The organism is Rhodococcus sp. NPDC054953, assembly GCF_053609225.1.
On the sequence record NZ_JBSGXD010000003.1, the window covers coordinates 161,373 to 181,007 of the forward strand.

Here is a 19,635-nt window from a genome sequence, read left to right on the forward strand (position 1 = left end):
ACCGATCAGGAGAGACGAAACAGTGAGCGAACAGAACATCATCGCCTGGGAGCAGGACGCCGACGGCATCGTCGTGCTCACCATCGACGACCCGAACCAGGGCGCGAACACCATGAACGACCGGTACATCGCGTCGATGCGCGCGACCGTGGACCGGCTGCACGCGGAGAAGGACACCATCACCGGTGTCGTGCTCACCTCCGGCAAGAAGACCTTCTTCGCCGGCGGCGACCTGAAGAACATGATCAAGGCGGGCCCGGCCGACGCCGAGCACATCTACCATCACAGCCTGAACCTCAAGGCCGACCTGCGTCGCCTCGAGACCCTCGGCAAGCCGGTCGTCACCTGCATCAACGGTGCCGCGCTCGGCGGCGGCCTCGAGATCGCCCTCGCCACCCACCACCGGATCGCCGCGGATGTCCGGGGCGTCAAGATCGGTCTGCCCGAGGTCACCCTCGGCCTGCTGCCCGGCGGCGGCGGCGTGGTCCGCATGGTCCGCAAGTTCGGCATCATGACCGCGCTGACTCAGCACCTGCTGCAGGGTCAGCAGCGGGCGCCGCAGCAGGCCCTCGCCGCTGGCGTCATCGACGAGGTCGTCGCCTCCGTCGAGGAGCTGGTCCCCGCGGCGAAGGCGTGGATCACGGCCAACCCGGACAAGGGCACCCAGCCGTGGGACGAGAAGGGCTTCAAGATCCCCGGCGGCACCCCGTCCACCCCGGCGTTCGCGGCGAACCTGCCCGCCATCCCGGCGAACCTGCGCAAGCAGCTCAAGGGCGCCAACATGCCCGCACCGCGCGCGATCCTCGCCGCCGCGGTCGAGGGCAGCCAGGTCGACATCGACAACGCGCTCAAGATCGAGTCCCGCTACTTCACCTCGCTGGTCACCGGCGACGTCGCGAAGAACATGATCCAGGCGTTCTTCTTCGACATGCAGGCCATCGGCTCCGGCGCGTCGCGTCCGAAGGACATCCCGAAGCGGGAAATCAAGAAGGTCGGCGTCCTCGGCGCGGGCATGATGGGCGCGGGCATCGCGTACGTGTGCGCGAAGGCCGGAATCCCGGTGGTGCTCAAGGACGTCGAGCTCGCCGCCGCCGAGCGGGGTAAGGGCTACGCGGAGAAGATCGAGGCCAAGGCGCTCTCGCGCGGCAAGACCACCGAGGAGAAGTCGAAGGCCCTCCTCGACCTCATCACCCCGACCGCGGACGCCGCCGACTTCGCCGGTGTCGACTTCGTCGTCGAGGCCGTTTTCGAGTCGCCCGAGCTGAAGAAGAAGGTCTTCGCCGAGATCGAGGACATCGTCGACGCCGACGCCCTGCTCGGCTCGAACACCTCGACGCTGCCGATCACCGACCTGGCGACCGGCGTCAAGCGGCCGGAGGACTTCATCGGCATCCACTTCTTCTCCCCGGTCGACAAGATGCCGCTAGTCGAGATCATCCGCGGCGAGAAGACCACGGACGAGACCCTCGCCCGGGTCTTCGACTTCGTGCAGAAGATCCGCAAGACCCCGATCGTGGTCAACGATTCGCGGGGCTTCTTCACCTCCCGCGTCATCGGCACGTTCGTCAACGAGGCGATCGGGATGGTCGCCGAGGGCATCGAGCCGGCCACCATCGAGCAGGCCGGCATGCAGGCCGGCTACCCGGCGGCGCCGCTGCAGCTGTCGGACGAGCTGAACCTGACGCTGATGCAGAAGATCCGCGCCGAGTCGAAGGCCGCCGCGCTCGCCGAGGGCAAGACGCTGCCCGCCGACCCGGCAGGCGACGTCATCAACTACCTGGTTGAGGGCAACGACCGCAAGGGCCGCCTGGGCGGTGCCGGCTTCTACGACTACGCGGACGGGAAGCGCACCGGCCTGTGGCAGGGCCTGCGGGACCACTTCGAGTCGGGTTCGGCGACCCCGCCGATCCAGGACCTGATCGACCGGATGCTGTTCATCGAGGCGATCGAGACGGTCAAGTGCTTCGACGAGGGCGTCATCACGTCCACCGCCGACGCCAACATCGGCTCCATCATGGGCATCGGCTACCCGGCCTGGACCGGCGGCGTGAGCCAGTTCGTCACCGGCTACCCGGGCGGCAAGGCGGGCTTCGTCGCCCGCGCCGAGGAGCTCGCAGCGAAGTACGGCGAGCGCTTCACCCCGCCCGCGTCGCTCAAGGGCTGACCGCAGTCGGGGGCCCTCGTCGTCCGGATTCCCGGGCGGCGAGGGCCCTCGATTCGTCGGTTCTAGGGCTTCCACCAGGGGCGGAGGGGGACGTTCGCGTTCCCGTCGCGGCCGACCCTGACGGCGAGGACCTGATGCAACTGCACCACGTTGCGTTCGAAGCCGAGCTGCGATCCCGCCATGTACAGGCCCCACACCTTCGCGGTGCCCTCCCCGACCTCGGCGACGCACTCGTCCCAGTTGGCCTCGAGGTTGCGGCACCAGCCGGCCAACGTCAGCGCGTAGGACTCGCGCAGGTTCTCCTCGTGCCGCACCTCCAGCCCGACATCCTGGACCTCGGTGATGATGCGGCCCGAGCCGGTCAGCTCCCCGTCCGGGAACACGTACCGGTCGATGAACCCGCCCGCCCTTGCGTTGTGCTTGTTGTCCGGTCGGGTGATGCAGTGGTTGAGCATCAGGCCGCCGTCCCGCAGCTTCGACTTGATGAACCCGAAGTAGGCGGGGTAGTTCGCGACCCCGATGTGCTCGGTCAGGCCGATCGACGACACCGCGTCGAATCCGGTCTCGGCGATGTCCCGGTAGTCGGAGTGCCGGACCTCCGCCAGATCCGACAGGCCCTCGGCCGCGATCGCCCGCTGTGCCCACTCGGCCTGCTCGGCGGACAGCGTCGCGCCGATCACCTTGACCCCGCGGCGGGCGGCGTACCGAACCATTCCGCCCCACCCACACCCGATGTCGAGGAGACGGTCGCCCTTCGCCAGGTTCAGCTTGTCGAACACCAGCCGGTACTTGTTGTCTTGGGCACCCTCGAGGGACTGCTCCTCCGACTCGTACGCGGCGCAGGTGTACGTCATCGACGGGCCGAGAACCTTCTCGTAGAAGGCGTTGGAGACGTCGTAGTGGTGGTGGATCGATTCCGCGTCGCGGGTCTTGGAGTGCCGCAGGCCCTCCGCGATGCGCCGCCACCGCGGCAGCGATTCCTGCGGCGGGGGAGCGATCGGCTTGAGGACGTCCCACCCGAGGGATCGGGTGATCTGGGCCAGTTCGCGGGGGGTGGGGCGGCTGAAGTGCAGTTGCTCGCCGAGTACCCGGAGCACCTCGTACGGATTGCCGGGATGCGCGCCGACGATCTCGAGGTCGCCGGAGATGTATGCCCGGGCCAGGCCCAGATCACCGGGTGCCGTCACCAGGTACGTCGTGCCGCGGGGGGAGCGGAGATTCAGGTGGAACTTCGCATCGGTTGAGCCGAGCGAGCTGCCGTCGTACGCGGTGAAGTACACCGGTAGGTCCTTGCCGACGACGATCTCGAGGATCTCGGCGATCGACAGCCTTCCTGCGTCGGTGCCGTCCTTCCGGGATGCGGTCCTCGAGTCCTTGAATGTGGTCACTTGCGTTGCACCGCCTTCGAATACAGGTCCAATAGTCGTGAGTTCGGGTCGTACTTCCTCTTCAGTTCCTCGTAACGTTCGCCGCCGTAGAGGGCGGTGAACTCGTCCTTCGCGTAGTAGGCGTCCGAGTACAGCGACTTGTGCCCGTCGAACTCGGTCACCGTGCGCTCGATGCGACGGTTCGTTGCCCCCTCGGGTTCGCCGGGGACGATCGGCACCGACGACCAGAACCCGATGTTGACGTACGTGCGCTTCGGTTCGAGGGGGTACAGCGGCCACGGCCGGTCGGCCGCCGCGCCGGTGGGCGCCGGTTCGCGCAGCCGCAGCGGGCACAACCAGATGGGCTCGATCGGAATCTCCCGGAGGAACCAGTGCACGAAGTCGGCGGTCCGCTCGATCGGGACCTCGACGTCCTGCACGACCCGCTCCCGCGGCGGCAGCCCCTTGCGCTGCTCGAGCCGGTCGCCGATGTCGTACCGCTGGTCGAGCCCGATCAGCTTCCAGTAGAAGCTGCTGCGCAGGTAGCGCTTCGGCCACCACCGGCGGATCCGCGGATTCTGGGTGCCGAACGCGCGTGAGCACCAGAACCAGTCGGTGTCCCACCGCCACAGGTAGTCGTGGATCGTCAGCCGGTCGGTCTTCGGGTGGTTCACCGACTCGTGCTGGATGGACCGGTAGTAGATGTCCATGCCGGTGTAGTCGGACACCGGTCCCGGCTCGTCGGTCTGCGTGCCGAGCGTCAGGTACGACTCGGTCGCGGAGAACACGACGCCGTCGAGATAGTCGACGGCGACGCCGTCGTGCAGGCGGGTGCGGGCGATGGTGTCCATCGTGGACTGCAGCGTCTCGACGTCGTCGAACCGCAGGTGGCGCAGGGCGACAAAGGGTTTGACCGGTTCCAGCCGAATCCGCAGTCGGGTCGAGTAGCCGAGGGTGCCGTAGGAGTTGGGGAAGCCGTAGAACAGGTCCGCGTGCTCGCCGTCGGGCGTCGCGGTGACGATCTCGCCGCTGCCGGTGAGAACGTCGATCTCCAGGACGGACTCGTGCGGCAGGCCGTTCCGGAAGGACGTGGACTCGATGCCGAGGCCGGTGACGGCACCGCCGAGGGTGATCGTCTTGAGTTGGGGCACGACCAGCGGCGCCAGCCCGTAGGGCAGCGTCGCGGCGACGAGGTTCTCGTAGGTGCACATGCCGGCGACGTCGGCGGTGCGGGCATCGGGGTCGACGGAGATCACCCGGTCCAGGCCGGACACGTCGAGCCCGGGCGCATTCGTCTTCGCGCGGGCACGGAAGAGGTTCGACGTCTTCTTCGCGAGCCGCACGGCAGCGGCGGGCGGGATGGCGTGGTAGCTCGCCAACAGGCGGTCGACCCCCGCACGGTGGGCCTGCGGCCCGATCTCGAGCGGAGTGGTCGATCGCCGGGTCGATCGCCTGCGGAATGCACTGGAAGTGACTGCCACTCTTCGACGCTATCCCCTGACCGGCTTCCGGGCGATGGAAGGTGGCAGCGCGTCGCGAAATCGCCGCCTCGCCGCGCGGCAACGCCGAAGCTGTGATACGAGGCACAGCCGTCTCGGGGAAGGTGGCCGGGACCCTGACGGACCAGGCACGATGGGTGGATGCGTGGGCGGCGCGGTGCCGGCCCGTCAGTAGTGAGGAGAACCCGGTGGGACAGGTCAGTGCCAGCAGCTCGGTCGAGGTCGCAGCGGTTCCGGAGGCGGCCCTCGCGGCGATCGCGGACTACCAGACCGTCCGTCCTCGGATCCTGTCGGAGCACTATTCCGACTACCGCGTGCTCGAGGGCGGGCAGGGCGCGGGAACCGTCGCGTCCTGGGCAATCAAGGCGACGGAGAAGCGCACCCGCAATGTCACGGCCACGATCACCGTGTCGGGGGACACCGTGACGGAGACCGACGCCAACTCGAGCATGGTGACGACCTGGACGGTCACCCCGCACGGTTCGGGGTCCACGGTCACCACCACCACGGCGTGGAACGGTGCCGGTGGCATCGGCGGATTCTTTGAGCGGACCTTCGCGCCGCTGGGCCTCAAGAAGATTCAGGCGGAGGTCCTCGCGAAGCTGGCTCGCGAACTCAGCTGACGAGGTACCGGGAGATGCCCTGGGCGAGGGCGGTCGCGTAGCGTGCGCGGCCGCCCTCGTCCGTCATCTGTCGTGCCTCGTCGGCGTTGCGCATGTTGCCGAGTTCCACCAGGATCGACGGGCGCTCGGCCAGGTTCAGCCCGGCGAGGTCGGCGCGCGGCTGCAGCCCGCCCGACCCGGCGTAGGTCGACGGGGTCAGGCCCCGCTCGACGAGCGCGTCCCGCATCGCGGTGGCGAAGGTGACCGACGGCCCGGCCTGGACGTCGTTGAGCGGCGGCGCCGAATAGCAGACGTGGAAGCCGTGCTGGTCCGGTCCCGCTCCGTCCGCGTGTACCGCGACGACGGCGTCCGCGGCGGCTGCGTTCGCGGCCGCCGCGCGTTCGTCGACGCAGCTGCCGACGGACGCGTCGTCGGTGCGGCTGAGCAGCACCCGGGCGCCGAGCTCCTCCAGTTCGGTACGCAGCAGGCCGGTCACCTGCCAGGTGAGGGTGTGCTCCGGGTAGCCGGCGTCGGTGGCGGTCCCGGTGGTCTGACAGTCCTTGGTGTCGCCCCGCCCGGTCGGGACCTGCGCGGTCATCGCGGCGTCCTGCGACCCGCTGTGCCCGGGGTCGAGGAACACCGTCCTGCCTGCAAGGGGGAGCTGCGGCGGCTCGGTCACCGCGGCGGCCCGCGCCGCGGAGGTGACCGGGGGTCCGGCCGAGGCAACGCCGTCGACGGGGATGGTGCACCCGGACAGTGCCAGCCCGGCAGCAGCGAAAACGGCACCGTGCGTGATTTTTACCCCGGTCGGGGGAAAAATCACGCACAGGCGGCGTAGCCGCGTCGTCGCTCGCACGCGCTCACCGTAGCCGGGTGCGTCTACGCTGGCGAGCACACACGCGCAGAAAGGACCGCAAACGTGCAGCCCGGTGGACAGCCCGATATGCAGCAACTCCTCGCTCAGGCCCAGCAGATGCAGCAGCAACTGATGGCCGCGCAGGCCGAGATCGCCCAGACCGAGGTCACCGGCCAGGCCGGTGGTGGCCTGGTCACCGCGACCGTCAAGGGAACGGGCGAGGTGGTTGCGCTCGCGATCGACCCGAAGGTCGTCGACCCGGACGACGTGGAAACACTGCAGGACCTGGTGATCGGTGCCATCGCGGACGCGGCGGGCAAGGCGCAGGAGATCGCGGCTGGCAAGCTCGGCCCCCTCGCGGGCGGCATGCCCGGACTTCCCTTCTAGCGAGGCGGAGCGTGTACGAGGGTCCGGTCCAGGATCTGATCGACGAACTCGGCAAGCTGCCGGGTGTCGGGCCGAAGAGTGCGCAGCGCATCGCGTTCCATCTGCTCGGCGTCGAGCCGCCGGAGATCGAGCGGCTGCAGAACGCACTCCAGCGGGTGCGCGACGGCGTGCAGTTCTGCATCGTGTGCGGGACGGTGTCCGACAAGGAGCGGTGCCGGATCTGCTCCGACGAGCGACGCGATCGCACCATCATCTGTGTGGTCGAGGAGCCGAAGGATGTGCAGGCGATCGAGCGCACCCGCGAGTTCCGTGGGCGCTACCACGTTCTTGGCGGTGCACTGGATCCGCTCAGCGGGGTCGGGCCCGACCAGCTTCGTATTCGGGAGTTGTTGGCGCGCATCGGCAATCAGGAGGACGGCGTCGATGTCGCCGAGGTGATCATCGCCACCGACCCGAACACCGAGGGGGAGGCGACCGCGACCTATCTGGTGCGGATGCTGCGGGACTTCCCCGGTCTAACCGTCACCCGGCTCGCGTCCGGATTGCCGATGGGCGGCGACCTGGAGTTCGCCGACGAGCTGACCCTCGGGCGGGCACTGTCCGGCAGGCGCACCATGTGACTCCGCCGCCGTCGCACCCGGCGGCGGCGGTCACGCCTGCTCGGCCGCGTCGGGGTTGCCCGGCATCGTGTGACGCAGCGCGTCAACCAGCAACACCATTGCGGGGGAGAGGTTTTCGCCGCTGCGCACGACGCCGCACACCGGGACCTGCAGCCGGCCCTGTGCCTCCCGCATCACCTGCAGTCCGGTGCGTGGCGCGCTGCCCGACACCGTGCCCGCGTAGAGCACGGTCCAGGCCCGGGGATTGTTGATGACGTCGAGGATCGCGGTGTGGTCGCGGGCGATGGGCGGGCCGAATCGCGGGCGGCGTCCCGCCTCCACGAAGGCGTTCTCGATGACGGAGTGGATCAGCACCTGACTGCTCCGCGGCGGCAGCAGCAGCGGGTACGGCGCCAGTTCGCCCAGTTCGACGGAGGAGAACGCCGACAGCGGATGCTCGCTCGAGGTCACGATCATCAGGTCCTCGATGCCGAGCGGGATCGCCGACAGGCCCGGCCGGTCCGCGGTCCCGCGGATCAGCGCGATGTCGGCGTCACCGGACGCGACCGCGTCGATCCGCTCGGTGAACCGCTTGATGACGAACTCGATGTCGAGGTCGGGGTAGCGGGCGCGCACCTCGGCGATCGCGTCGAGGCTCTGGGGTGCGAAGGTCATGTTCGCGGTGATCCGGATCCGGTTGCGCGGTTCCTTGGCGACCGCGAGTGCCTGGGTCTCCAGCGCCAGCACCTGCTGGGCGATCGGGACCAGGCGGGAGCCGGCAGGGGTGGTCCGCACCACCCGGGTGGACCGGTCGAAGAGCGTGGTGCCGAGTTCGTGTTCGAGCTTGGCGATCTGATGGCTGATCGCGGACTGCGAGATGAAGCACTTCGTCGCGGCGCGGCTGAAGCTGAGCTCCTCGCTCACCGCGAGGAAGTAGCGAAGCTGCCGGAAGTCCACCCGACCATCCTACTTATGAGCAAACGCGATAACTGAATTGCGAATGGTCCAGGATCCTGGCGGCCCGCCGGGGTAAGTACCTAGCGTGGCTATCTGAACTGATTCAGCGTTGATTCAGCAGGAGGTTTCTCGTGGGTGAGGCAGTGAAGGACCGGACCGAGGTCGTCATCGTTGGGTCGGGATTCGGTGCCCTTGCGGCGGCGAAGAAGCTGGCCAAGGCGGGTAAGCCCTTCGTGCTGATCTCCGAGACCACCGAGCACCTCTTCCAGCCCCTGCTGTACCAGGTGGCGACCGGCGTCCTCGCCCCGGGCGAGATCGCACCGTCGGTGCGGGCCATCCTCGCCAAGTACCCCACGGCCGACGTCCGGCTCGGCCGGGTCGTCGGCGTCGACGCCGCGGCCAAGGAGCTCGTCTACGAGGCGGCTGGCGAACGGCACACCCTCGGCTACGACTCGCTCGTCGCCGCGACCGGCGCCCGCCAGTCGTACTTCGGTCGCGATGAGTTCTCGAAGGTCACCTACGCACTCAAGACGGTGCGCGACGCGGAGCGGCTGCGCGACCAGATCGTCCGCTGCTTCGAGGAGGCGCACACCACCAGCGACCTCGAGCGCCGCAAGAACCTGCTCAGCTTCATCGTGATCGGTGCCGGTGCAACCGGCGTCGAGCTCGCGGGCCAGATCAAGGAGCTGGCGGGTCGCTACTTCGAGCAGTCGATCCGCGGAATCACCGCAGCCGACGTCACCGTCACCCTCGTCGAGGGCGCCGGGGTCGCGATGCCCGCCTACGGTGGCAAGCTCAGCGAATACACCAAGGCGTCGCTCGAGAAGTCCGGCGTCGAGGTGGTGCTCAATACGCTCGTCACCGACATCGACGATCACGGGGCCACCCTCAAGGCGCACGGCGAGCAGGAGGGCGTCCGGCGGACCGCAGAGACCGTTATCTGGTCGGCGGGCGTGCAGGCCAACGACTTTGCCCGCGTGCTCGCCGAGGCCACCGGCTGCGAGACCGACCGCGCGGGCCGGCTGCTGGTCAACCCGGATCTCACGGTCGGCGGGCGAGCCGACATCTTCGCGGTCGGCGACATGACCTCGCTGAACAATCTGCCCGGGCAGTCCCCGGTCGCCATGCAGGGCGGTCGCCACGTCGCCCGAACGATCCTCGGGAAGACCAAGCGCGGCACCCCCTTCGCGTTCCGCGACAAGGGCAGCATGGCGATCATCAACCGGTTCCGGGCCGTCACCAAGGTCAAGAGCATCGAGCTCACCGGGGTCGTCGCCTGGGTGCTGTGGCTCGCCGTGCACATGGTCTACCTGGTCGGCTTCCGCAACCGGTACGTCGCGGTGATGTCGTGGTGCGGTTCGTTCCTCGGTCACCGCCGCCCGCACTTCCACTACGCGCAGAAGGAGCAGGCGATCATCGAACCCACTGCCGCCGAGCAAGGTTCGACGGACGCAACGATCGAGCCCGAGGTGATCAAGAGCGTGCTCCCCGCCGCTCCGAAGGAGCCCGTCACCGTTTCCTGACCTCCGTCGAACCGACGGACCGACACCGACAACCGCGTCTCACCCCCGGGTGGGCGCGGTTGTCGGCCTTCGGGAGCCGGATCGTGAGTTCGAAAACCTAAGTGTCGACACCGAGTACGCGTGTTCCCACCGCCGCGACAGCTCACCCCGGCGGTGCTAGCGTGCCGCCATGCGCATCCGGCACGGGGGCTTCTTGGTTCGACTGTGGGTCACCACCCTTGCGGTGACGGTCGTGGTCGGTGGCGGCACCGCCGTTGCCCAGTCCAGTGGCAGCGCAGGCGGTGAGGGGTCCGTCGGCACGGGGTCGCTCACCGACGGCACCGGGTCGGACGGGCAACCGCTGAACGGCACCACCCTGATCACCGGGTCGATGGGCACGGGGTCGCTGGCCCGGTCCCCACTGGGATCGGTTCTGCCGCCGCTGGTCGACGCCGTCGTCCCGGCACCGAACCCGCCCTATCCGGACCTGGACGCGCTGTGGCAGGCGGTGCTGCCCTCGCCGATCGGCGACCCATTCTTCGACGACTACCCGCCCGGGCTGCCCGGGATGGCCAACGGGCAGGTCATCGAGACGCGGGACGTCACCGCGGTGGCGTCGCAGCTCCTGCGCGGTCCGGTCCGCGAGGTGCGGCAGTTCAAGGTCAAGACCACCGACGCGCACGGGGCCCCGTCCTTCGCGACCGCGACGCTGGTGGTGCCCGCCACCCCGTGGGCTGGTCCCGGCCCGCGTCCGGTACTGGTCAACAACGTCCCGATCAACGGTCTTGGCCGCGACTGCACGCCGTCGTACACACTCGCACATGGGATCACGCCGTCGACGAATCCGTTCGAGCTGCTGCGGCCGGTGACGGCGAAGGCGGAGGAACGCGGGTACGCGGTGCTCATCCCCGACCACGAGGGTCCGCGGATGGCCTACGGTGAACCGTTCGTCGCCGGGCACGCGATCCTCGACACGATCCGCGGGATGCGCACCCTGTATCCCGCGGAGTTCGGGACGAGCAGGCTCGCGATGATGGGCTACTCCGGAGGGGCGATCGCGACCAGCGGCGCGGTCAAGCTGCTCGACGAGTACGCACCCGAGTTGGCGGCGGACATCGCTGGCGCCGCGATCGGCGGCGTGCCCGCCGACTACGACATGCTCGGGCGCACGATGAACGGAAACCTCGCGGGCGGACTGTTCATGGCCGCAGTGCTCGGGGTGGCGCGGGAGCGGACCGAGATCCTGACCCTGATGAACGACCTCGGCGAGCGGGTCGGCACGTCCGGGCTGCGGAACGGATGCGTGATGACGCTGGCGCTGCTCGGCGTCCCCGGGATCCCGATCGAGGCGCTCGCCAACATCAAGCAGGTTCTGAGTTCGCCTGTCGCGCAAGGCATCTTTGCGGAGCTGAAGATGACGAACAAGCCGTCCGGGACGCCGCTGTACATCTACAACGGTGGCCAGGAGTTCTGGATTCCGGCGCTCGGCACCCAGCGCCTCTTTGCCGAGCAGTGCGGGCTCGGGGTGCCCACCGTGTACCGGCAGGTGCCCGGCGAGCACGTCATCGGCGAACTCACCGGGAATCCCGGCGCGTTCGACTGGGTCGATGCGCGACTGCGGGGGGAGCCTGCGCCGAGCGGGTGCTGACGCCGTTCACGCGCGCGGCAGGTACCCGACAAGGAAGGCATGGACCCCGTCCGCGACGCCCGCGCGCAGGTCCGCGTCGGCCGGCGGCGTCCCGTCGACCGCGGTGCGATCGGCCACCTCCGCGTTGATCAGCGCCAGGTAGTGGCGGGCCGTGCGCTCAGGTTGGGCCACCCGAAGCCTGCCCTCGGCCTGCAGGCGTTCGAAGCCTGCCGCAACGGCGCGATGCACGCGTCGCGGGCCCGCCTCCTGCCACGCCCGTAGCGACGCGGCGGGGAAGTGCGCGGCTTCGACGCTGATCTGCCGCACGATCGCGAAGTGGTCGGCGAACTCGTCGCGCACGCTGCTGGTCACCAGGTCGAAGCCGAGCCCAACCAGGGCGGCCTCGAGGTCGGTCTCGGCGGCGAGATGCCTGTCCAGCATCGCGATCTGCGCCTCGGCGACCTCGGACGCGCTGGCCGTCACGGTCTCGGTGAACAGCGCCTCCTTGCCGTCGAAGTGGTTGTACAGCGTGCGGGTGGACGCCCCCGCCTCCGCGGCGATGACGTCGATTCCGGCGCGGGCGAAGCCGTCCCGGCCGAACACCTTCCTCGCCGCGTGGAGGATCGCGGTGCGCTTGTCGGAGCGTCGGGTCCGGCTCGCGGCGGTCGAGGTGTTGGCGCTGGTCATGGGCACGATCCTAGCGCAAGTACAACGACCGTTGCAATTATGCAACGGACGTTGTACTTTGGCGTCATGACCACAACAGCCACCCGGCGCGGCCGCGACACCGCGGTGCACCCCGACGCCCATCGCGTCACCCTCGCCGCCGTCCTCCTCGGCTCCCTGATCGGGCCGATGCTGATGTCCGGGACGGCCGTCGCGCTGCCGTCGATTGCCGCGGACCTGGACGCCTCCGGCGGTGCGGTGCAGTGGGTCGTCACCGGCTACTTCCTGTCCGCCGCCTGCTCCATGCTGGTCGCCGGATCCCTCGCGGACCGGTTCGGGCGCCGCCGAGTCCTGCGGGTCGGTGCCGCGATCTACGTCGTCGGCACGGCCGCCGTTGCGGCAGCACCGAACATCTGGATGCTCAACCTGGCGAGGACGGCGTCCGGCATCGGGGCGGCCGGGATCATGGTCGCGGGAGGAGCGTTGCTCGCCGCGACCTTCGACGGTCCGGCGCGGACCAGGGCCTTCGCCGCCGTCGGGTCGACGGCGGGCGTGGGTCTGGCGATCGGCCCGACGGTCGCGGGCCTGCTGGTCGGCGGGGTGGGGTGGCGGGCAACCTTCCTCGTCTTCGCGGTGCTCGGGTCGCTGATCCTCGCCGGGGCGGCGGTCGTCGCGGAGTCCCGTTCCGACTCACCAACGGGCATGGACCACGCCGGACTCGTCACGCTCGTCGGGGGGCTCGGTCTGATCCTGCTTGCCGTCACGCAAGTGTCCGAGGCGGCGGGAGCCAGCCCCCGGGTGCTGGGCCAACTCGGACTGGGGGCGGCGCTTCTCGTTGCGTTCGTGGCGATCGAGCGGCGAGCCCAGAGTCCGCTGCTCGACCTGGATCTGTTGCGGGACAGGCGGTTTGTTGCATGGTGCTTGGCCTCCGGCCTCCTTGCCCTCGGATCGACCACCGTCCTCGTCTCCCTGCCGACCTATCTCCAGGGCGTGAACGGTCTCGCACCGGGGCGCGCGGGTGCCGTCATGCTGATGCTGACCGTCCCGGTGATGGCGGTCCCCGCGCTCGGTGCCCGGCTGGTCAACCGGGGAGTCTCGCCGCGACTGCTCATCACCGCGGCTCTGGTCGCGCTGGCGTTGGGAAACGCCTGGCTGCTCGTGCTCCATCCCGGCATCTCCACCGCCGAACTTGTTGGCCCCCTCGTCGCCATCGGTGCGGGCAACGGGCTCGCGATCGGCATCATCGACGCCCAGGCGATGGCCCTCGTCCCGCCCGATCGGGTGGGGATGGCCGCCGGACTGCTCAACACCGTGCGCGGCGCGTCGAATGCCGTCCTGCTCGCACTGTTCGGTGCGGCGATGGCCACGATGCTGCGCACCCGGATCGGGGATGGGCCGCACGCCAGTCGGGTGCTGTCGGGTGAACTCGACGGCCCGGACATCGACTTCCTTTCCCACGCCCTCACGGAGGCGTGGCGGACCGCGCTGCTCGTCATCGCGCTGCTCTGCACGGCCGCCGCGGCCACCGTCGCGGCACTGCTCCGCCCCGCAACTGTCGTCTCGACCCTGTCCGACTCAATCAAGGAGAACCGCTCATGACCACTCGCCGCCTCCGCATCGCCGTCATCACCGGCAGCACCAGGGACGGGCGCTTCGGCCCGACCGTGACCGCCTGGTTCGCCGAGCACGCCGCCTCGTTAGGGTCGGTCGACCTCGACATCGTGGACCTTGCCGAGTCCGAACTTCCTGTGGTGCATCCGGATTGGGGTGCGGAGCGGACGCCCGCGCACGCCCGGCTCGGCGTCCGACTCGATGCGGCGGACGCCTTCGTCATCGTCACCCCCGAGTACAACCACAGCTTCCCGGCGGCGCTGAAGAACGCGATCGACCTGTTCCGGGACGAATGGAGCGCCAAGCCGGTGGGATTCGTGTCGTACGGCGGGCTGGGCGGTGGATTGCGCGCGGTCGAACAGCTTCGCCTGGTGTTCGCGGAACTGCATGCCGTCACCGTCCGCGACAGCGTGAGCTTCCACGGTGCCGGATCCGTGTTCGACGACGGCAGGCCCATCGACCCCACCGTGTGCACGTCGGCCGCGACGAACATGCTCGACCAGCTCGTCTGGTGGGGGACCGCCCTGCGGGATGCGCGGACCGCGCGCCCCTACGGAATCGCGGCCTGACCCGGGCCGCCGCCGACTGCGGATTCGTCCCGGGCCGCATGTCGGTGCGGACACGTAGCTTGGGGCACGCACCAGTCCTTGGCAACACTTGCGATAGGAGTCTCACGTGCCTCAACGTCAGTCCCAGGTCGGTTCCCCCTGTTGGGTCGATCTGTTCACCTCCGATCCCGCCAGCGCCGTTCCGTTCTACAGCGGACTGTTCGGGTGGTCCTGCGACACCAACGAGGACCCGCAGTACGGCGGGTACGCCATCTTCAGCAAGGACGGTGAGCCGGTCGCCGGGATGATGAAGCAGGGGCCGGACGATCCGTACGGCGACGTGTGGACCGTCTATCTGGAGGCCACCGACGCCGCGGCCACCGTGGACCGGGCCGCCGCCGCGGGTGCCCAGGTGATGATGCCCGCCATGCAGGTGGGCGACCAGGGCACGATGGCGGTCCTCGCCGACCCGGCAGGTGCGGTGATCGGGGTGTGGCAGCCGGATCGGCACCGCGGGTACGGCCGCTGGGGAGAGCCGGGCACCCCCGCCTGGTTCGAGACGATGTCCCGCGACTACCGGGCCGCGCTGCCGTTCTACGAGTCGGTGTTCGGGTGGACGATGACCTCGATCGGGGACACCGACGAGTTCCGGTACTCGCAGGCAACCGTCGCAGGCGACGAGATCGCAGGCGTGATGGACGCGTCCGGCTTCCTGCCCGAGGGGGTGCCCTCGTTCTGGCGGTACTACCTCGCCGTCGACGACACCGACGCGGCGCTGGCGCGGGTCGTTGAGCTCGGCGGGACGGTGACGGCGCCCGCCGAGGACAGCCCGTTTGGGCGGGTCGCGTCGGTGGCGGACCCGCTCGGCGCGCAGTTTCAGATCGTGCAGCCGCCACGCGAGTGACGTGACGGGTCCAGGGTCTGCCACCGCAGGGGGGCGGCCCCGGACCCTGCCGTCGTTGCGTGCCGTCCGGCCAGGAAATGGCAGGTCAGGACTATTGCCAACGGTGCAGACCCGGGCGTACCGTGAATCTTGCGGATCAAGGAAAACCGAATCGGTAACGGCTCGAAGAACCTTGAAAAGCAGAGATCCGGCCGGGAACGCGAACAATCGCTACGTTCTCGGCCGAACCCCTGTTCGGGGTTCTTCGTCCGACCCCCGGCGGTCGGCCCGGTCAGCGACCGGCCGCGAGCCGCTCCCGGCGCAGTCGGGCGACCTCCGGCAGATCCAGCGGCGCGAGCGCGTCGACGCCCAGCGCCCTGGCCAGCAGCAGATCCGCCAGCTCCGGGTTCCGCGCCAGCACGGGACCGTGCATGTAGGTGCTGATCACCGACCCCTGCACCACACCCTCGTGCCCGTCGCCGACACCGTTGCCGACGCCGTGGGTGACCTTGCCGAGCGGGGCGGCGGCAGCGCCGAGCACGGTGCCGCCGCGGTGGTTCTCGAACCCGGAGAGCGGTTCGCTCAGACCGTCGATCAGCGGGCGGGTGATCACCTCGCCGATCGCGCGGGTCTGCTGCGGGGAGGTGGTCACGTCGAGCATCGACACCCCGTCGACGCGTTCGCCCGCGGACGTCTCGTACCAGTGCCCGAGCACCTGGATCGCCGCGCAGATCGCCAGCACCGGCGCCCCCCGCTCCGCCGCCCGCTGCAGCCCGGGATACCGGGTGAGGTGGCGTGTCGCGAGCCGTTGGGCCGAATCTTCGGCGCCGCCAAGGGTATACACGTCGAGGGACTCCGGAACGGGGTCCGACAGGGTGATGTCGACGATCTCCGCGTCGATGCCGCGCATGCGCAGGCGCTGCCGCAGGATCAGCGCGTTGCCGCCGTCCCCGTAGGTGCCCATCACGTCGGGGAGCACCAACCCGATCCGCACGGTCGACTCAGACATGCTCGGTCCTCCTCGCGATCGCCGTGTTCAGGTCCCGGAAGGCGGTGTAGTTGGCCAGCACCTCGACCCGACCCTCGGGGCAGGATGCGATGGCGCGCAGCGGATCCGGCTCCAAGGTGTGCTCGACCCCGGCGTAGGTGAGTCGGACCGCGAGGTCGGTGGCCCGTTCACCGGACGCAACGACCTTGACGCCCTCGAAGTGCTCGAACCGGACGTCCCACAGCCAGGACAGGTCCTCCCCGTCCGGCACCTGGCCGTTGACCGCGATGACGAGGCCGTCGACGGAGTGGTCGATCATCGACAGCGCCTCCTGCCAGCCCGCGGGGTTCTTCGCGAGCAGCATCCGCAACGAGTGCGGTCCCACCTGCACGGCCGCGTACCGGCCCGCGATCTCCCGGACGCCCGCGGCCGCCGCGACCGCGGCAACCGGGTCGGCGCCGAGGGCGACGGCCGCGGCGACCGCCTGCGCCGCATTGCCGCGGTTCGCCCGGCCGGGGAGGGTCAGCGTCATCGGGATCACGAGACCGTCCGGCCCGTAGAGGTTCTCGTCGTCCAGCCACCACTGCGGGGTCGGGCGGGCGAAGTCGGTGCCGGTGCTGCGCCAGTTCCCGTCCGCGTCCCACACGATCGGCTCACCGCTGCGGGGGCAGCTGACCGAGTCGCCTGCCCAGCCGCTGCCCGCAGCCACCCACACCACGTTCGGGTTGTCGTAGGCGGCGGAGGTGACCAGCACGTCGTCACAGTTCGCGACCACCACCGCGTCCGGGTGGGCGGCCAGCCCGGCTCGCAGCCTGCGCTCGATCATGTTGATCTCGCCGACCCGGTCCAGCTGGTCGCGGCTCAGGTTGAGCAGCACGATCGCCTGCGGATCAAGCGCGTCCGCGACGTGCGGGGTGTGCAGCTCGTCCACCTCGATCGCGGCCAGCTCCGCGCCCTGGCCAACGCTCAGCGCGGCGACGATGCCCGCGTCCATGTTCGCGCCGTCCGCCTGGGTGGCGACGGTGCCGACGGTCGCGAGCGCCGCCGCCGTCATCCGGGTGGTGGTCGATTTGCCGTTGGTGCCGGTGACCAGCACCGTCCGCTTGCCGCGACCGAGCTGCGTCATCAGCGTCGGGTCGATCTTGAGGGCGATCAGCCCGCCGATCATCGAGCCCTTGCCCCGGCCTGCCTTCTGCGACGCCCAGGACGCCAGCGCCGCGGCGCGCAGGGCCAACCGCCCGCGCGCGGAGAATCGAGTGCTACTTGCCACGCGCGCAGTGTTCCACATCGGCCCGGAAGGCCCGGAGTCGTGCCGGTGCCGCGGTGGCAGGTGCCACAGTTCGCGGGCCGGGGCCGACCGGGCCGAGTGGGAACCTGGCGTCAGTTCAGGGTGACGGACCCGGTGCAGGACGTGGTGGGCATGCCCCACAGCGCGTGCTTGTTGTAGGCGCTCATCGTCAGGTCGTACTTTCCGGGGCCGGCGTCGAGGAAGAATTTCGCGGAGTCGCCGCCCGGGGTGCCGACGGTCGCGGTGTCGGTGAGGGTTCCGGTCTTCCCGTTGTCGACGTTGCGCCAGTCCAGTCGGACGTCGGACTGGTACCCGCCCGCGAAGAACCACAGGCTCGCGACGTCGTGCAGCCGCAGGGTGCCCTTCCCCGACCCCTCGTTGGGGAGGCTCTGGGTGAGGAACAGGCGGGCCGGTGCGTACGGCTGGTCGACGATGTACGGGCTGAGGCCGAGGCAGCGGGTCATCGGCACCTCGGTTTCCGCGGATGCCGTTCCGGCTCCGGCGACGGCGAGGCCGGCGGCGGCGAGAGTGGCGGCGGCGATGCCGGTGACGCGACGCAGGGACATGAGGAATCCTCTCCTAGACGGGTCGTACTCTTCGGTCTTGTTTTGTGTCGCCCGTGGCCGCCGATGTGTTAGCAAGGGGTGGACAGACGACCGCGCCGGCCCGGGGGGAGCCCGGACCGGCGCGGTGGTGTCGACGGACGACGATCAGCCGAGGGCCTTCGCCTTCAGCGTCGCGAACTCCGCGTCGGTGATGGTGCCCGCGTCGTGCAGCGCCTTGGCGTCCGCGATCTGCTCGGCGGGTGACTTGCCAGCCACGTCCCGGATGTAGGCGTCCTGCTCGGACTTCATCTGCTGCGCCGCGGCAAGCGACCGCTTCGTCATCCCGTCACCGCGGGCGATCAGGTAGATCAGGGCGGTGATGAATGGCAGGAAGATCAGGAAGAACACCCACACCGCCTTCCACCAGCCGGACAGCTTGTGGTCGCGGAACAGGTCCCCGATGATCGAGAACAGCAGCATCAGGTACGCCACGAAGGCGAACGTGATGAGGATCAGCCACAGAAAATCCCAGAACGAGTCGACGGCAGAGTTCATCGGACTCCTCCATTCACATGAGTGTTTCGAGTGTTGCTACGAGAATCCGTGATCGGGGGGAATCCTGCCTCACCCGTGGCAGGTGAGATCGGTATTCATCCGCGGAGGGTGAGGCGTGTCGCCGGTCACCCCTGGAGGCTGAGCGCATGGACGAGACGCTGAACATCGGTCCGGTGGAACTGGTCGTGTTGGCATTTCCCGGATCCCAGGTGGACGCCGCGACCATCGCCGCGCTCCAGGACGTCGTCGAACGGGGGTACGTGACACTGCTCGACCTCGTCTACCTGCACAAGGACGAGGCGGGCAAGGTGACGCAGGTCGACGTCGACGAGGACCTCGGCGACGTGGGGCTCCAGGTCCTGTCGATCGAGGCGAAGGCCCTGATCAGCGACGAGGACCTCGATATCGTGCGGGACTCGCTGGATCCGGGCAGCTCCGCCGCGATCATCGTCTACGAGGAGTCGTGGGCGCGGCAGATCGCGTCGAGCGCGCGGGCGGCGGGCGGCGAGGTCGCATTGCACGTGCAGATCCCGCGCGACGTCATCGTCGCCGCGGTTGAGGCAGCACTCTAGGAGAGGGAGAGATCATGGTGTTCAGGGCTGGACGTGTCGGACGTCCCGGACTGCTCGGCACCGTCGCGCGGACGGCGGTGGTCGCGGGCACCGCGCGGGCCACCACCAACGCGATGGATCGCCGGGCGCAGCGCAAGTACTCCGAGCAGCAGGCGTACGCGCAGCAGCAACAGCAGGAGCAGGCCTACCAGCAGCAGCAGTACGCCCAGCAGGCCGCGGCCGAGCAGGCCTACCAGCAGCCCCCGGCCCCGGCCGCGGCGCCGGCGGAGGACGACATCATCGCCAAGCTCGAGCAGCTCGGCAAGCTGCACGCTTCGGGCGTGCTCACCGACGACGAGTTCGCCGCGGCGAAGGCGAAGCTGCTCGGCTGACACCACCGAAAACGGGTGAAGGGCACTGGTCACCGGCCCGGCCGGTCA

General features: G+C 69.4%; 20 protein-coding genes. 11 read left to right on the plus strand and 9 right to left on the minus strand.

The window, feature by feature from the left end; translation table 11 throughout:
- Positions 1–22 precede the first annotated feature (22 nt).
- A complete protein-coding gene (locus ACWF62_RS03760) occupies positions 23–2,164 on the plus strand; it encodes a 3-hydroxyacyl-CoA dehydrogenase NAD-binding domain-containing protein (RefSeq protein ID WP_378507673.1) in 2,142 nt (713 codons plus the stop codon).
- A gap of 62 nt (positions 2,165–2,226) precedes the next feature.
- On the opposite strand, the gene ACWF62_RS03765 is transcribed toward ACWF62_RS03760, so the two are convergent.
- Both ACWF62_RS03765 and ACWF62_RS03770 read right to left on the minus strand, forming a co-directional pair.
- Positions 2,227–3,552: a class I SAM-dependent methyltransferase gene (locus ACWF62_RS03765; protein ID WP_452629441.1), complete on the minus strand. Its 1,326-nt coding sequence runs from the start codon at positions 3,550–3,552 to the stop codon at positions 2,227–2,229.
- Positions 3,549–4,949, minus strand: a complete 1,401-nt coding sequence (locus ACWF62_RS03770) for an FAD-binding oxidoreductase (RefSeq protein WP_378507749.1) — start codon at positions 4,947–4,949, stop codon at positions 3,549–3,551. The genes ACWF62_RS03765 and ACWF62_RS03770 overlap by 4 nt, the downstream gene beginning before the upstream one ends.
- A gap of 269 nt (positions 4,950–5,218) precedes the next feature.
- On the opposite strand from ACWF62_RS03770, the gene ACWF62_RS03775 reads away from it, so the two are divergent.
- Positions 5,219–5,653: an SRPBCC family protein gene (locus tag ACWF62_RS03775; protein ID WP_452629442.1), complete on the plus strand. Its 435-nt coding sequence runs from the start codon at positions 5,219–5,221 to the stop codon at positions 5,651–5,653.
- Here the strand turns inward: ACWF62_RS03775 and ACWF62_RS03780 are convergent.
- Entirely contained in the window at positions 5,646–6,455 is an 810-nt protein-coding gene (locus tag ACWF62_RS03780) for an Rv3717 family N-acetylmuramoyl-L-alanine amidase (protein WP_452629443.1), read from the minus strand. The genes ACWF62_RS03775 and ACWF62_RS03780 overlap by 8 nt on opposite strands.
- 120 nt (positions 6,456–6,575) lie before the next feature.
- On the opposite strand from ACWF62_RS03780, the gene ACWF62_RS03785 reads away from it, so the two are divergent.
- Both ACWF62_RS03785 and recR read left to right on the plus strand, forming a co-directional pair.
- Complete coding sequence (locus tag ACWF62_RS03785) at positions 6,576–6,875, plus strand: YbaB/EbfC family nucleoid-associated protein (RefSeq protein WP_378507677.1); 300 nt, start codon at positions 6,576–6,578, stop codon at positions 6,873–6,875.
- A gap of 11 nt (positions 6,876–6,886) precedes the next feature.
- A complete protein-coding gene (gene recR / locus ACWF62_RS03790) occupies positions 6,887–7,495 on the plus strand; it encodes a recombination mediator RecR (protein ID WP_378507678.1) in 609 nt (202 codons plus the stop codon).
- Between the two features lie 30 nt (positions 7,496–7,525).
- On the opposite strand, the gene ACWF62_RS03795 is transcribed toward recR, so the two are convergent.
- On the minus strand, positions 7,526–8,431 hold the full coding sequence (locus ACWF62_RS03795) for a LysR family transcriptional regulator (protein ID WP_378507679.1): 906 nt from the start codon (positions 8,429–8,431) through the stop codon (positions 7,526–7,528).
- A gap of 143 nt (positions 8,432–8,574) precedes the next feature.
- Here ACWF62_RS03795 and ACWF62_RS03800 point away from each other — a divergent pair, with 143 nt between their 5' ends.
- Together ACWF62_RS03800 and ACWF62_RS03805 are read left to right on the plus strand one after the other, a co-directional pair.
- Complete coding sequence (locus ACWF62_RS03800) at positions 8,575–9,954, plus strand: NAD(P)/FAD-dependent oxidoreductase (RefSeq protein WP_378507751.1); 1,380 nt, start codon at positions 8,575–8,577, stop codon at positions 9,952–9,954.
- Between the two features lie 169 nt (positions 9,955–10,123).
- Positions 10,124–11,581: a lipase family protein gene (locus tag ACWF62_RS03805; protein ID WP_452629445.1), complete on the plus strand. Its 1,458-nt coding sequence runs from the start codon at positions 10,124–10,126 to the stop codon at positions 11,579–11,581.
- A 6-nt stretch (positions 11,582–11,587) separates the two neighbouring features.
- Here ACWF62_RS03805 and ACWF62_RS03810 read toward each other — a convergent pair whose 3' ends face one another.
- On the minus strand, positions 11,588–12,247 hold the full coding sequence (locus tag ACWF62_RS03810) for a TetR/AcrR family transcriptional regulator (protein ID WP_452629446.1): 660 nt from the start codon (positions 12,245–12,247) through the stop codon (positions 11,588–11,590).
- 66 nt (positions 12,248–12,313) lie between these two features.
- Here ACWF62_RS03810 and ACWF62_RS03815 point away from each other — a divergent pair, with 66 nt between their 5' ends.
- From ACWF62_RS03815 to ACWF62_RS03825, 3 genes are all read left to right on the plus strand, one after another.
- Positions 12,314–13,825: an MFS transporter gene (locus ACWF62_RS03815; RefSeq protein ID WP_452629447.1), complete on the plus strand. Its 1,512-nt coding sequence runs from the start codon at positions 12,314–12,316 to the stop codon at positions 13,823–13,825.
- Positions 13,822–14,406, plus strand: a complete 585-nt coding sequence (locus ACWF62_RS03820) for an NADPH-dependent FMN reductase (RefSeq protein WP_378507683.1) — start codon at positions 13,822–13,824, stop codon at positions 14,404–14,406. Before ACWF62_RS03815 ends, ACWF62_RS03820 begins: the two co-directional genes overlap by 4 nt.
- Before the next feature lie 106 nt (positions 14,407–14,512).
- Entirely contained in the window at positions 14,513–15,289 is a 777-nt protein-coding gene (locus ACWF62_RS03825) for a VOC family protein (protein WP_378507684.1), read from the plus strand.
- A 271-nt stretch (positions 15,290–15,560) separates the two neighbouring features.
- Here ACWF62_RS03825 and ACWF62_RS03830 read toward each other — a convergent pair whose 3' ends face one another.
- From ACWF62_RS03830 to ACWF62_RS03845, 4 genes are all read right to left on the minus strand, one after another.
- Positions 15,561–16,277: a type 1 glutamine amidotransferase gene (locus ACWF62_RS03830; protein ID WP_378507685.1), complete on the minus strand. Its 717-nt coding sequence runs from the start codon at positions 16,275–16,277 to the stop codon at positions 15,561–15,563.
- Positions 16,270–17,526, minus strand: coding sequence for a MurT ligase domain-containing protein (locus ACWF62_RS03835; protein WP_452629449.1), 1,257 nt, complete (start codon positions 17,524–17,526; stop codon positions 16,270–16,272). The genes ACWF62_RS03830 and ACWF62_RS03835 overlap by 8 nt, the downstream gene beginning before the upstream one ends.
- Positions 17,527–17,636: 110 nt before the next feature.
- Positions 17,637–18,110: a hypothetical protein gene (locus tag ACWF62_RS03840; protein WP_378569845.1), complete on the minus strand. Its 474-nt coding sequence runs from the start codon at positions 18,108–18,110 to the stop codon at positions 17,637–17,639.
- Positions 18,111–18,254: 144 nt separating this feature from the next.
- Positions 18,255–18,644 carry an SHOCT domain-containing protein gene (locus ACWF62_RS03845; protein WP_378507688.1) on the minus strand — a complete coding sequence of 130 codons (390 nt, stop codon included), beginning with the start codon at positions 18,642–18,644 and terminating at the stop codon, positions 18,255–18,257.
- Positions 18,645–18,790: 146 nt separating this feature from the next.
- Here ACWF62_RS03845 and ACWF62_RS03850 point away from each other — a divergent pair, with 146 nt between their 5' ends.
- Together ACWF62_RS03850 and ACWF62_RS03855 are read left to right on the plus strand one after the other, a co-directional pair.
- Positions 18,791–19,216: a DUF6325 family protein gene (locus ACWF62_RS03850; RefSeq protein WP_378507689.1), complete on the plus strand. Its 426-nt coding sequence runs from the start codon at positions 18,791–18,793 to the stop codon at positions 19,214–19,216.
- A gap of 14 nt (positions 19,217–19,230) precedes the next feature.
- Positions 19,231–19,587, plus strand: a complete 357-nt coding sequence (locus ACWF62_RS03855) for an SHOCT domain-containing protein (protein WP_378507690.1) — start codon at positions 19,231–19,233, stop codon at positions 19,585–19,587.
- The last annotated feature ends 48 nt before the right edge of the window (positions 19,588–19,635 follow it).

Coding starts and splice junctions, on each gene's coding strand:
- ACWF62_RS03810 (WP_452629446.1), bottom strand. CDS start 12,247: ATGACCAGCGCCAACACCTCGACCGCCGCGAGCCGGACCCGACGCTCC.
- ACWF62_RS03840 (WP_378569845.1), bottom strand. CDS start 18,110: ATGTCCCTGCGTCGCGTCACCGGCATCGCCGCCGCCACTCTCGCCGCC.
- ACWF62_RS03855 (WP_378507690.1), top strand. CDS start 19,231: ATGGTGTTCAGGGCTGGACGTGTCGGACGTCCCGGACTGCTCGGCACC.
- ACWF62_RS03805 (WP_452629445.1), top strand. CDS start 10,124: ATGCGCATCCGGCACGGGGGCTTCTTGGTTCGACTGTGGGTCACCACC.
- ACWF62_RS03815 (WP_452629447.1), top strand. CDS start 12,314: ATGACCACAACAGCCACCCGGCGCGGCCGCGACACCGCGGTGCACCCC.
- ACWF62_RS03820 (WP_378507683.1), top strand. CDS start 13,822: ATGACCACTCGCCGCCTCCGCATCGCCGTCATCACCGGCAGCACCAGG.
- ACWF62_RS03830 (WP_378507685.1), bottom strand. CDS start 16,277: ATGTCTGAGTCGACCGTGCGGATCGGGTTGGTGCTCCCCGACGTGATG.
- ACWF62_RS03845 (WP_378507688.1), bottom strand. CDS start 18,644: ATGAACTCTGCCGTCGACTCGTTCTGGGATTTTCTGTGGCTGATCCTC.
- ACWF62_RS03785 (WP_378507677.1), top strand. CDS start 6,576: ATGCAGCAACTCCTCGCTCAGGCCCAGCAGATGCAGCAGCAACTGATG.
- ACWF62_RS03850 (WP_378507689.1), top strand. CDS start 18,791: ATGGACGAGACGCTGAACATCGGTCCGGTGGAACTGGTCGTGTTGGCA.